Genomic DNA, 13,009 nt, shown 5'->3' with positions numbered 1-13,009 from the left:
CTTTTTATGGAAATATTAAGAGTAGAGAATATCTGCAAAACCTATGAAATGGACAATGCTCCTGTCCATGCTTTGTCAGATGTTTCTTTTTCCGTCGATAAAGGAGAGTTTGTTGCAATCATTGGAGCATCTGGGTCTGGCAAGTCTACCCTGTTGCACATTTTAGGTGGTGTTGACAGACCAACTTCGGGAAAAGTATTTGTGGATGGACAGGATGTTTATGAGCAAAACGAAGATGAATTGGCTGTATTCAGAAGAAGGCAGGTTGGGCTTGTCTATCAGTTTTATAATCTGATCCCGGTTTTGACTGTCGAGGAAAATATCACGCTGCCGATTCGATTGGATGGGCGTAAAATCAATAAGGAGCGTTTGAAAGAACTGCTATCCACGCTCAAACTGGTAAAGCGTAGAAAGCACCTGCCAAGTCAGTTATCCGGCGGTCAACAACAAAGAGTGGCAATCGGACGAGCGTTGATTAACGCACCTGCGATTATCCTTGCGGACGAGCCGACGGGAAATCTGGACACGGAGAACACAAGGGATATTATGAAACTTCTGCGTGAATCCAATGAAGTCTATCGCCAGACAATGATCCTGATTACCCATGACCGTGAAATCGCAATGCAGGCAGACCGTATTCTGGAAATTCAGGATGGCAGACTTGTGAGGGATGAGGTGATACGCTGATGAATATGATTTTCACGCTTACACTCAGGAATCTGCTGTCGAATAAAAAGCGTACCCTACTCACACTTTTAACCATTCTTTTGTCAATCAGTATGATAACCGCTATTCTCTGTGGGGGATGGTCGTTGGTTGATTTTTTGAAAGAGAAAGAAAAAGTGTATGGTGGCGATTATGACTACTACATGGAGGATTTGACTTGGGAGCAGGTTCAAGAGCTATATAGTCAAAACAATGTAGGCGAGGTTTCGCTTCTCCGCTTTGCCGGAAACAGTTTTTACGGGGAGAAATCCAACAGTACAATGCTCTCCGTTGGCGAGATTGACGAGAACTTTACCCAAAGATTTTCGTTAAATCAGTATTTGCTTGCGGGGCGTTTCCCGCAAGATGAAAATGAGCTTGTTATTTCAGAATCTTTTTTGAAGAAAAACAATATGAACACAGAGATTGGAGATACGATTTCTTTAACCCTTGGTTCAAGAATTTGGGATGAATATAATGCCCAGCTTTCCGGGCTGACAAATTATAGGGGCGAAGAAGAAAGTTTCGTTCCAACGAAAGAGAAAGCGTATGTAGTTGTTGGTATTCTGTCAGATGTGAATGACTCAAAAATCGCAGCAAACTATAATGCCTTTGCAGGCGTTGACAAAACGGCATCCGATTTTGCTGCGTATGTCAAGGCAAAGAATTTATCCAATTCGATCTATACAGAAGCCGAAGAAGTGGCTGCGGCAGTAGACAGTCATGTAGCAAAGTTTCATTCTGAACTGTTAGTCTATCATGGAATTACCGGCGGCAAAGGAGCTGCCAAACTGATTGCTTTGGTAGTCATGGTCATTTGCCTTTTGATGGCTGCATCCGCTTCAATGATCAGCAACGCCCTCTCCATTTCCTTGCAGGAACGAATTAAGCAGATGGGAATGTTATCCAGTATTGGAGCCACAAAAGGGCAAAAACGCCTTAGTGTATATTTAGAAGCCTTTCTTTTGGGTGTGGTAAGCATACCTTTGGGATTGGTTGTCGGCATACTGCTGTCTGCTCTGTTGTTAAGTGTGGTCAGGGCAGCTTTTGGAGAAACATTCACTTTTGGCATTGTAGAACTGTCCTTAAAGGTAAACGGACTTATCCTACTCGTCAGCGGATTATCCGGCATTGCTTCTTTGTACTTCGGAAGCAGAAAGCCTGTGAAGCAAGCTGCTAAAATTACAGTTATTGAAGCTATCCGCCAGTCTAACAATGCGGTATCAAAAAAGAAATTCCGTGATGGAAAAATCGTTTCTTTGGTTTTTGGCATTTATGGTTCGCTGGCAGCTAAAAATATTAAGCGTAATCCAAAACGCTTCCGAGCAATTACTGGCTCTATTTTCTTGTCGGTGGTAATTGCCCTTTCCTTATACAGTTTGTCTGATTTTATGCTTTATCAGACATCCTTGGACATGAAGGAGGACGGTTCCTGTTATACTGATGTGATTTCGACGATTCAATACAAAGATATTCCTACCGCAATCGGGGCATTATCGGATGAAAATATCACTGCGGATGTTTCCTATTCTTTTCAGCGATATATGACTGCTGAATTTTCGCAGGAACAAATCAATCCTGATATGCAGGGATATTTTATCAATGGTACGAAAGCAGAGGTATATGTCGTAGGACTGGACGAAGAACATTTTACTTCCTTTTGTGAGGAAAATGGCTTTCATATTATGACTGGCAGCTCCAATCGTGGAATCCTGCTCAATCAGACAATGGGATATTATAATGCGGGTCAAAATCGAGTGATTGCAGGCTCCCCGTTTCTTATTGAACCGGGAACTGAAATCATTCCGTTGGGGGCATCCGAGGATGCCTTGCCGATTATCGTGGAAGAAATCGTTTCAGAAGAAAATGCAAATATCCAATCCATGTTTGTGAGAGATCGAGCTGTCCTCATTGTGCCTTTAAGTTATTTTAACTGGCTGATAGATGATAACGCCTATGTGGAAATGAGAATACAGACAGCACAGCATAAAGAAGCAATGGACTGTCTGGCTGACAGAGGATTTCCGCAAACTGTGGACATTGCAGCCGCAACGAATAATTCCAGACAGGTATATACGATTGCAAAACTGGTAATCTGCCTGTTCTCGATCCTGATGACGGTTATTATCAGTTTGAATGTTTGCAACACTATCTCAAATACAATTCATTTGAGAAGAAGCGAATTTGCTGTTCTGCGTTCTGTTGGTATGACTGCCAAAGGATTGAAATGTACGCTATTGCTTGAAGCTGTTTTGTACGGCGTAAAAGCATTGGTTCTTGCGTTGCCTGTGAGCTTTTTGATTCATTGTGCCATCTACTACTTCATATCGTCGGGTATGACACCATTTGCTTTTTATATCAACGGTGGTATTTATGCTCTTGCAGTTCTGGCGGTCGGTGCTATGGTATGTATCGCTATGCTGTTTGCTGTCAGAAGCGTATCAAAGGTGGAAATTGTAGAGGAACTGAAATTGAGCAATATGTAATCATTCAATCTAACAAAGCAACTGAAACGGAGGTAATAGAAATTGCGTAAAAAGAAACTGGTAAAGAGAGTTGCAGGCATTGCTTTGACTGTTGGTGTAGTTATACTTGCCATTGTATGTGTCGGTAAAGTAAATCGCATTCAGAACGAAAAAGATATTATTGGCACATGGAAGGATACAAATGCGGAGGAGGTATTTACCTTTCAAGAGAACGGGGAACTTGCTGTGAGTAAAGATATGCCCGATTCGGGTCTGTCCTGCGGTAACGCATCTTATGGTTTTTCTTACTCGGATATAATCTGCGTGACACAGGGAGATAGTAGTGTAGAATTTGAGATAGAAGTAGATCATGACGAATTGACAATCTTCTTTATGGGGCAAGAATACTTAGCGTTAGAAAGGTAATGGTAGAAACTCTCTTGTTTCGTAAAAACTGAATAGAATGAACAAACCAAAGGCGACTAACCGTAAAAAGTTGGTCGCTTTTGCTTTGCTCATTTGCAAAGCGGATGTGTCGGAAACGGCATATCCGAAAAGTGGAGAAATCCGATTTGACGAAATTGGACTTCTCCATTTTTTTGTGAAAGTCTCCGATGGAGAGTTTCGCAAAAACCGATGGACTGCAAATGTCGGCAGCTGACGATGTGAAGCAGTTTATCGGGCAGGAGTACAGAGGGCGGCAAGCCCTTTGTGCATGGGTACAGGGAATGCAATATCCCTGTGCAGGTCAAGGGCGGCAGCCTTGCCCAGTTAAGTGGCGTTTCGCCACTTAGTACTGGGTATTACTTGTCGCAAAATTGCAGCAAGGATGGCAGCTTCGCTGCCCCTTTCCCCTGCGGGGAAAATCTGAACGGAGGTTAGAAATGGTTTGAAATTAACAAGACACAACGGTCGCTCCGGCAAGCATGGCACTTACAACCCGAAGCACAATGACCGCACTTTTGATGTGAGCAACAGCGAACACATTGACGAAGAACGAGCCAAGCACAATGTCTATTGGGACTGCTTCAACGGCTATCGCACCTTTGCAGAGAAGCAAGTCCAGAGCGAGCTTGCAGACACTTTCGAGGAAGTGGAGGAACTGTTCTACTCCGCAAAATACGGTGCTTATGTCGAAGCACAGAACGCCAGAAACGATAAGAACAGGCACTCGGAACGCAACCGCACCACAACGGATTTGCTTAAAGACAAAAGGACTTGCCCGGAGGAAACCATCTATCAGATCGGAAAGATGGGCGACCATGTTTCGCCTGATGTTCTGCTGAAAGTCGTGACGGATTTCTTCGTGGAGATGGAACGGCGTTTCGGCTCTCATGTTCACATTCTGGATTGGGCATTACATCTGGATGAAGCGACACCGCACATTCAAGAACGCCATGTATTCGACTGTGAAAACCGCTACGGCGAGATTTGCCCACAACAGGAAAAGGCACTTGAAGCATTAGGCTTTGAACTGCCAGACCCCACCAAGAAGCAAGGCAGACACAACAACCGAAAAATGACTTTCGATTCTGCCTGTCGTGCCATGCTCTTTGATATTGCAAAAAGGCATGGTCTGCATTTGGAGCAAGAGCCGGAATATGGAGGGCGAGCCTATCTGGACAGCTACACAGGCAATGCCGTCTGCTCCAAACAGCTTTACAGAGAAGCATTGGGGCATGAGTATGACGAGCCGAAGCAATGGGAACTGCGAGAGATAAACGACATTATGAACAATGTTGTCAAAGGTTGGAAGTCTTTCAGCAATCCGAGACACTTCCCGAAGCCGTATCTTCGTCAGAAAGGTTGGGAGCGTGAGTTGCCCGACAACGGAGAAGCTGACAACGGAGACGGAAGATTTATTCCTCTCTCCGATGCGGAGCTTGAACAGATGGAACTGCCGGAGGGATGGCGATAGAAAATTGCTATCCTGTTGTCAGCTTGTTGCCGAGCCGGTTGTCAATCCCGTTGTCGGGCAAAATCCGAAAAAGCCTTGTCAAGACTGGACTTTTCTCTCTCTGACAACCTTGACAACCAAGATTTCAAAGAAAAAGTAAATAGTAAGCAATAAGAGCCGCCCGATAAGATAAAAGGTTTTTGAATGTCCGTTGTCAGGACTTCGTTGTCAGCCTTTCCTTGTCGGGCATTTTTCATTCACAGGAGGTATTGAATGACAGAAAACAGAAACACAGCAGCACAGACCACCACCCAGCACACCGCACCCACCGTCAGAAAGCAGATAAACGGCACGACCTATATCGTCCGTGTCCACTTCAACGAGAACGCCAGAGAGACAATGGAGGACAAAATCAAGCGTCTGCTTCGCAACGAGATTCAGCAAAATGTAACTTGTTTGTGAATTTGATGAAAAAGTCCTTGACTTTTCGTCTCTGGCAAAACAGCAAAATCAATCCTCATTTCTTGCGGTGCGAGGCTTGCGCCTTTTGATATTAAGGAATTGCGCGATCTCATGTCCTACGACGAATTAGAACTTGACACGTTAGGCGACAGAAAGAGCGCACTTTTCCTCATAATGAGCGATACGGACAGCACGTTTAATTTTGTTATCGCTATGCTGCAATCGCAGCTTTTCAATTTGCTTTGCGACAAAGCGGACGACGAATATAACGGCAAATTGCCTGTTCACGTCCGCTTTTTGCTTGACGAGTTTGCGAACATCGGACAGATACCCCGATTTGATAAACTGATTGCCACAATCCGCAGCCGGGAAATGTCCGCTTCTATCATTCTGCAATCGCAGAGCCAGCTAAAAGCCATTTACAAGGACGCGGCAGAAATCATACTTGATAATGCCGACAGCACCTTGTTTTTGGGAGGACGTGGGAAAAATGCAAAGGATATTTCGGATAACTTGGGACGGGAAACAATTGACAGTTTCAACACTTCCGAAAATCGCGGCACGCAGGTTTCTCATGGACTTACTTATCAAAAATTAGGAAAGGAGTTGATGACACAGGACGAAATAGCAGTTATGGACGGTGGGAAATGTATTTTGCAGCTACGCGGTGTACGTCCCTTTTTAAGCGACAAATACGATATAACGAAACACCCGAACTACAAATACCTTTCCGACTTCGACAAGAAAAACGCTTTTGATGTGGAACGGTATATGTCTACCCGCCCGGCAATAGTAAAGCCCGATGAAGCCTTTGACATATACGAAATAGATTTGTCCGACGAGGACGCAGCCGCCGAGGAATAACGGCGGCATTTTCATTTTCAACAACATTTTTTGAGCCGCAAAGCGGCAGAAAGCGAGGTTTATATGGATTTCTTTAACAGCGCAGTTGGTGTATTGCAGACTTTGGTTATCGCGCTTGGCGCAGGTCTTGGCATTTGGGGGGCTATCAACCTCATGGAGGGTTACGGCAACGACAATCCGGGCGCAAATGCTCATGTGCGGTAAAGTATCACATAAGAATTTGACAGTCACCCACTTTTCCGCAACTGTAAAAATGCAAAATTGCAGAAAATAACATTGAGAAAAATAGCGGCAGAAAGGAACACCTTTCTGCCGCTATTCGTGCGTATTTTTCCTCCAAATGTGCTTATGCCTTTACATCAACGCCCCGCTGGTATTCCTCCAAAATACTGGTATCAAACCATTGACCAATCTCCCAGCCAGGAACACGGGAACGGACAAAATCATAGAGACGATAGGCCTCATCCCTGTGCATTTGATTCAATGTCCAGCCAGCATTAGCGCGGTCTGAGACGGGGACTTGCTTATAATAGGACTTGATGAAATTTCCCAGATCATTGCCGTCAGGCCCGGACATTCCATAATACTTTTTCATGTGCTCTAAAGCGATATCCCGCACCGCCTGTTCTGCTTCTTCGGATACAGGGATGATATGAAAGTCCGCTGCGGTCATGCCTGTAATATCCAGTCCGTCATCAGGCGCATTCGGATCTGATACCGCAGCGCCGTTTGGATATTTCGGCTGTGTGACTTTACTTTGATACTGATCTGAGGTCATCATCATGCGGGCAATATCTGTGATCGTCATTTTGTTACACCTCCTCCTGAAAGTCAATCCAGGCCGTCAGCGTTAGTCATCTATACCTTCGGAAATTGCCAGACTTTTTTCGCGCAGATCTGCCAGGGTGCGTTCCACCAGAGCATTCATATCGCTGCACAAGAGCTGGGGCTTTTCGGACTGATACCACTGGCTGTAATAATGCATGAAGTCAGAATCATCATAGCCCCGGCGCTTCAGCTCCGTGGCAATAGCGCCAAGGCCCTGTCTGCAAGTCTGGGTCAAACTGTCCACTGCACCCAACGCCCGGTCAATTTCCCCATAGATGTCCTCCGCATTTGGGTCAATACGCCAGAAATCGGCACCCTTGCCCGCATTCTCGAAAGATTCGCCCAACACGGCGGATGCCACATGGTTGAACAGTCTGTCATCTGCATAGCTGTTTGAGAAAGCCAATCGGCGGTTTACTTCTTTGCCGCCATCCTGCAAAAACTGAGCCCTGGTCTCCTTTACCAGATCCAGCATGGCCTGTACCTGTTCTGTGGTCATGTCCTCCGGCAGTGCAGCCTTACCATCCAGCATATCCTGGTACTCCTGAATGGTCTGGTCAAAGGCGGTCAGCTGATCCCGGTATTCTGTCAGCGCATGCTCGGTCATGCTGTTAAAGCGTGCGTACGCATCCAGTAATCCGGCAAAACACTTTAGAGTCTCGGTTGGAACCTCCGACAGGGCAGAATACTCCGTGTCCAAAACTCCAGAAAATTTTAACTCCACACGATCCCGAAGGGAGGTTTGCTGCTGGGCATCCATCAGATTCTCCGACATTCGCCCCAGAACATCCTGTGCAGGGGTGTTTTGTCCCAAGATTCCGATTTTAGGGCTATTAACCTGTAAAAATGGAGCATTGCCCCAAGCTCCCTGGAGAGAACCGGGCAGATTTGATACAAACATAGGGCCTTACCTCCTTTTACACATAAAATGGCTGGCAAAAGATGATGAACAAAAAGGCACTTCTCTCAAATCATCTAATCGCCGACTGAACATATTTCATCAAGTTTGCCATATCTCCGGCAATCCCCAAATAAGTGTCGGAGAGATTATACTTTTTGCCAAACTGCTGCACAAGGGTGCGCATATCGGAGAGCTTTGCGTTGAAATCCGCCATAAAAGCGTCCTTGCTGCTACAATCCAGATTGGCAAATAGGTCGGAAATTTCAAGGCCGGTGTGAACGGAATCATTTTCCTTCTGCGACCAACCGATTCCGCCATAGCCACTGTTCATGCTATTGTTTAGCTTTTGAACATTTTGGATGCTTTTTTCATAAAGCCGCTCGATGCCGTCTGCAAACATTTCACCTACCGCTCCATAGTTTTTGCCATAGTATTCAGCGATAGATTTTGTAAGACCTTTTTGAGCGTATGCAAAGGAATCCATCTGGCCTACGGAAGTTTGATTCAAAACACCTTCCAAATCTTTGCCTAATGATTGCAGCTCAAAAAGCTGTCCAACTCCGATTTCAGAGTTGCCAATAGTCAACTTTGTCTGGACACTGCTTAAATCAAACTCTTTGCCATCCTTGATCTGCTGTGCCAGCTCCAGAACGACATCTTCCATTTGCTCTTTCATGGCGGCAACATCTTTTTCTGTATAATTGCCATTGGTCAGAAAATCCAGGGTGTCACGGATAAAGCCTTCATCCTGAATATCCCGGAAACGGAAGGTTTCATTTTCTCCCAAGGTACTGTACTTTTGGGCGGCCTCCTTTAGAAAATCCGTGGTGTGATAAAAGAAACCATGGGTAGCGGCCCCTTTGGCAGCACTCCGATTAGCCTCATCGGGAAATGTGATAAACTGGCCGTCTGCTCCAATCCGGGATTCTACTTTAATTCCACCCCACAGGTTTCTGACAATCGTTTTCCCATCTTCATCCACTTGTGCCCCGTTGGGAAACATACCTTCTGGAGTTTCAGGAGTAATATCAGGGATACTGCTGTCACTAAAATCTACTGTATCGAAAGAGGGTGGGGAAAGACGCGCTTGCCCGCCGGTAACTGCCTGTGTATTTCCTTGACCGGATTGGGTGCTTTTATATATAGTCCATCCGCTGTTGACCAGCTCAGACGAAAGCTGACCGTTTATATTTGGTACTTGCCATGACATCGTGAAAAACTCCTTCCATATAAATTCTTTCTAATGATTATATCGACCTGTTTTCTTAAAATTTAAGATTTCCGGAATAAAGCAGCACGCAAAAGTTTGGCAGGCAGCCACTCACTATTCTGTAAATTCTCCCTCTCTGTTTTGCTTTTGTGTTCAAACAACTTAATTTTCTTTCAAAATAGCCGAAAATACAATTAGAGTATTTAATATTGACACACAACTTTCTTAAGCTGGTTTTGAGACTTTGCACAAGGTAAAAGGAGGGACAAAAGATGAATATATCTTCTACTACCATTTCTGGTTCACTCTATATCCCGAACACACGCAATGCGGTGGCGAAAGGTATGTCACAGGCAGCCAGTACCAAGTTCAGCAGAGAGGATACCGTGGAAATCAGCGGGAAAAAGGATGCAGAGAACACTTCTGCAACTACAGAGTTTGAGAACAACACCTCATTGCCGGACGCAGTTGTTGAAAATATTCGGAGAATGGCGAGAGAAGATGCCAAAAAGGGCGTTTATATGGATGAGGAATATGTTGCATATCGGTACGCCTATAAAAATCAGCATATTTCTCCAGACCGTCCCAAACTTCTGATGGGGTTAAATAAAATTCTTTCTACCTTGCCCCATATCGTCAATCGGTTTCAGACTTTTTCCTTGATGGGTTGCCGGGCGACTGTCGATTTTTATAGCTCTTTTTCCGCGTTTTATAACAGTAATGGAGAAAAAATTATGACTTGTGATTCCGATGGCGATGTTATGGAGTTTCCCACAAAGGCGGAAAATAAATTTCATAGTGAAATGAACGCACTTTATGAGGAAGCCTATGATGCGGCCCGTGCAGAGATGAAAGCTGCCGCCCAAGGCTAAGCACAGCCGCCTGCAGATACAATTACCGCAGCATAAAATTTGTTTAACATAGCGATTGCCACAACCAATAACACCGAAAGCAGTAAGTCTTGAAAAAGATTTGCTGCTTTTTTTGCGCCCATTTTTGGCAAAACGGGAACGGCGGTGGTATTTAGAGTGAACGGGAAAAACTGCCCGTTCACTCCGCAGACAACGGGCAGAAAGCCCGGTGTCCAGAGTAACTTTGGTGAAAACGGGCAGGAATGTCCCTTGCTGGATTATTAGTAGTAGAAAAAGACAAACGGTTTGCAAAAACCGGCTCCCAATGGACGAGTAGTGGGCAAAGGAAAATTTGCAAAAAGCATTTATACAAACCGGGGAAAAGTGGCGGACGGAAGTGAGGGATAGTTTGCAGTCACGGAGAGCAAGTATCGACCAGTGTACCAAATTTCGCTTTTCGCTCATTTGTCCCCCGGTCAGATACTTGTTGGGGTTGCCACCCCAAACCCGCCTTATGCGGCTTACGCCGATGAAAAATCCATCAAAAATATTTTTTCGGATTTTTCAAAAACAGTTCCGCTTTACCCCCTGTTTTTCTCCTATCAGTGAGAGGACAAACCACAGCAAACGAAAGGAGTTGAACCGCCATGCCACACAAGACCTACAACACCCCCAAGCGGAAATGTGTTGTCAAAACAAGGCTTACCGAGGACGAGCGCAAAGACTTTGAGGACAAATGCGCCGCCCTCTCCATGAGCCAGTCCGAGTATATCCGGCAAGCCATCTTTTACAGCCGGATTGCCTCCGTTATCCGGGTGACCGCCCACAGCGAAGAAATGCTTGCCGCCGTATCTTCCCTTGTGGCGCAGTATGGGAAAATCGGAAGCAACCTGAATCAGATCGCCCGGTATCTGAACGAGTACGGCGCACCCTACAACGCCCTGTCCGGCGAAGTGAGAGCCGCCGTTTCCGACCTTGCCGCCCTCAAGTTCGATGTGCTGAAAGTGATAGGTGAAGCCTATGGCAACGATAAAGCATATCAGCTCTAAAAATGCCGACTACGGAGCCGCCGAAGCCTACCTGACCTTTGAGCATGACGAGTTTACCATGAAGCCCACCCTTGATGAAAATGGGCGGCTTGTCCCCCGGCAGGACTACCGGCTGGACACGCTGAACTGCGGGGGTGAGGATTTCGCTCTGTCCTGTATCCGGGCAAACCTGCGGTACGGCAAGAACAGCAAACGGGAGGACATCAAGAGCCATCACTATATCATCAGCTTTGACCCACTGGACGCAGCCGACAATGGCCTGACCGTAGACCGGGCGCAGGCGTTGGGGCTTGCCTACTGCAAGGAACACTTTCACGGACATCAGGCACTTGTCTGCACCCATCCGGACGGACACAACCACAGCGGCAATATCCATGTGCATATCGTCATCAACAGCCTGCGGGTTGCCGAGGTGGAGCGCAAGCCCTACATGGACAGGGCAAGCGACACCAGGGCCGGGGACAAGCACCGCTGCACAGCCGCCGCCATGCGCTACTTCCGCAGCGAAGTCATGGAGATGTGCCACCGGGAGGGGCTTTACCAGATAGACCTCTTGAACGGCGGCAAAAACAAAGTGACCGAGCGTGAATACTGGGCGAAGCGCAAAGGACAAGCCAAGCTGGATAAGGAAAACGCTGTCCTGCTTGCCGAGGGTATCGCACCCCGACAGACCAAGTTTGAAACCGACAAAGACCGCCTGCGGCAGTCAATCCGGGCGGCGTTATCAAAAGCAAAATCCTTTGAAGATTTCTCCGCTGTTCTCATGCAGGACTATGGGATTTCAGTCAAGGAGAGCCGAGGGCGGCTATCTTACCTCACGCCGGACAGGACGAAGCCCATCACCGCCCGAAAGTTGGGGACGGATTTTGACAAAGCCGCCGTATTTGCCGTTTTCCAGCAAAACGCCCACAGGGCAGCCGTCAAGATACAGGGCGGGCAGGAATACCAGCCGCCGATTTCCGAGGGCATACGGCAGCAAAAACCCGCCAAAATCACCCCGCACCCCGACAGTCCGCAGCGGCTTGTGGATATAGCCGCCAAGCGAGCCGAGGGAAAAGGTATTGGCTATGAGCGTTGGGCGAAAACCTTTAACCTCAAGCAGATGGCAAAGACTGTGAACTTCCTTACCGAGCATGGCTTTACCAGCCCCGAAGAAGTGGACGCAGCCCTCACCGCCGCTATCTCCGAACAGCGTACCACCGGGGAAAAGCTGAAAGAACTGGAATCTAAAATCACCGCCAACAAGGAACTCCTGCGGCAGATCTCCGTTTACCGCAAGACCAAGCCCGTCCATGTCGGGCTGAAAACCGCCAAAAAGCCGGAACAGTACCGGGAATACCACCGTTCAGACCTGACGCTGTACGAAGCGGCGGTGCGGTATTTTCGGGAACGGGGCTTAAAGAAATTACCCGCCGTTTCCAAGCTGCAAGCGGAAAATGAAGCCCTGATTTCCGAGAAAAACGGGCTTTACACCGAATACCGGGAGCAGAAAGCCAGAGCCGCCGAACTGCAAAAGGTCAAATCCAATCTTGCCGCCATGCTCCGGCAGGAACGGACAAAAGAGGTGCGCCGGGATTGGGAGCGGTAAGGGTGTTCCGTTTTGTTCCACCCCGCCGGAAAGGGGGTTCCATTCTGCACACCCCTTTGCTATGGAAAATTGACCGATGAACTCCACCCAAAAATGATACCGAAACCGCACAAAAGCGTCCCCCATATCTACCCCTATCCGCAATACCGCCCGCCTTTTTCAAGGGGCGTACAGAGGGGAAAATCCCCG

Annotated in this window: 11 protein-coding genes and 2 pseudogenes; 10 read left to right on the top strand and 3 right to left on the bottom strand. The window is 46.9% G+C overall.

Going from position 1 to position 13,009, the window contains the following annotated elements:
- Positions 1-6: 6 nt before the first annotated feature.
- The 7 genes and pseudogenes from EFB11_RS02365 to EFB11_RS02335 form a co-directional block, all read left to right on the top strand.
- A complete protein-coding gene (locus EFB11_RS02365) occupies positions 7-687 on the top strand; it encodes an ABC transporter ATP-binding protein (RefSeq protein ID WP_055163293.1) in 681 nt (226 codons plus the stop codon).
- Positions 687-3,191, top strand: a complete 2,505-nt coding sequence (locus EFB11_RS02360) for an ABC transporter permease (RefSeq protein ID WP_055163294.1) — start codon at positions 687-689, stop codon at positions 3,189-3,191. The genes EFB11_RS02365 and EFB11_RS02360 overlap by 1 nt, the downstream gene beginning before the upstream one ends.
- 42 nt (positions 3,192-3,233) lie before the next feature.
- Positions 3,234-3,596: a hypothetical protein gene (locus tag EFB11_RS02355; RefSeq protein ID WP_055163295.1), complete on the top strand. Its 363-nt coding sequence runs from the start codon at positions 3,234-3,236 to the stop codon at positions 3,594-3,596.
- 463 nt (positions 3,597-4,059) lie between these two features.
- Positions 4,060-5,088, top strand: a complete 1,029-nt coding sequence (locus EFB11_RS02350) for a plasmid recombination protein (protein WP_243115146.1) — start codon at positions 4,060-4,062, stop codon at positions 5,086-5,088.
- 252 nt (positions 5,089-5,340) lie between these two features.
- The gene (locus tag EFB11_RS02345) at positions 5,341-5,529 is read left to right on the top strand and encodes a transposon-encoded TnpW family protein (protein WP_055163299.1); all 189 of its coding nucleotides are present in this window, start codon (positions 5,341-5,343) and stop codon (positions 5,527-5,529) included.
- Between the two features lie 30 nt (positions 5,530-5,559).
- Positions 5,560-6,393, top strand: a pseudogene (locus EFB11_RS02340) (VirD4-like conjugal transfer protein, CD1115 family); the annotation flags it as partial.
- 63 nt (positions 6,394-6,456) lie between these two features.
- Positions 6,457-6,585 (top strand): annotated as a pseudogene (locus tag EFB11_RS02335) (Maff2 family mobile element protein); the annotation flags it as partial.
- Between the two features lie 154 nt (positions 6,586-6,739).
- On the opposite strand, the gene EFB11_RS02330 reads toward EFB11_RS02335, so the two are convergent.
- The 3 genes from EFB11_RS02330 to EFB11_RS02320 all read right to left on the bottom strand — a co-directional run bounded on the left by EFB11_RS02330 (position 6,740) and on the right by EFB11_RS02320 (position 9,332).
- Positions 6,740-7,201 (bottom strand): DUF3879 family protein, encoded by a 462-nt coding sequence (locus EFB11_RS02330; protein ID WP_122788766.1) that lies wholly within the window; start codon positions 7,199-7,201, stop codon positions 6,740-6,742.
- Between the two features lie 42 nt (positions 7,202-7,243).
- On the bottom strand, positions 7,244-8,122 hold the full coding sequence (locus EFB11_RS02325) for a hypothetical protein (protein WP_164706558.1): 879 nt from the start codon (positions 8,120-8,122) through the stop codon (positions 7,244-7,246).
- Between the two features lie 70 nt (positions 8,123-8,192).
- Positions 8,193-9,332, bottom strand: coding sequence for a hypothetical protein (locus tag EFB11_RS02320; RefSeq protein WP_164706557.1), 1,140 nt, complete (start codon positions 9,330-9,332; stop codon positions 8,193-8,195).
- Between the two features lie 272 nt (positions 9,333-9,604).
- Between EFB11_RS02320 and EFB11_RS02315 the strand changes: the two genes are divergently transcribed.
- From EFB11_RS02315 to EFB11_RS02305, 3 genes are all read left to right on the top strand, one after another.
- Positions 9,605-10,204 (top strand): hypothetical protein, encoded by a 600-nt coding sequence (locus tag EFB11_RS02315; protein ID WP_122788763.1) that lies wholly within the window; start codon positions 9,605-9,607, stop codon positions 10,202-10,204.
- Positions 10,205-10,830: 626 nt separating this feature from the next.
- Positions 10,831-11,232 (top strand): plasmid mobilization protein, encoded by a 402-nt coding sequence (locus EFB11_RS02310; RefSeq protein ID WP_122788762.1) that lies wholly within the window; start codon positions 10,831-10,833, stop codon positions 11,230-11,232.
- Positions 11,204-12,820: a relaxase/mobilization nuclease domain-containing protein gene (locus EFB11_RS02305; protein ID WP_122788761.1), complete on the top strand. Its 1,617-nt coding sequence runs from the start codon at positions 11,204-11,206 to the stop codon at positions 12,818-12,820. The genes EFB11_RS02310 and EFB11_RS02305 overlap by 29 nt, the downstream gene beginning before the upstream one ends.
- The last annotated feature ends 189 nt before the right edge of the window (positions 12,821-13,009 follow it).

The sequence above is a fragment of the Intestinibacillus sp. Marseille-P6563 genome (assembly GCF_900604335.1).
Classification (GTDB): Bacteria; Bacillota; Clostridia; order Oscillospirales; family Butyricicoccaceae; genus Butyricicoccus_B.
Note: the sequence above shows the minus strand (reverse complement) of the source record. Positions and strands in the feature narration are given on the sequence as shown.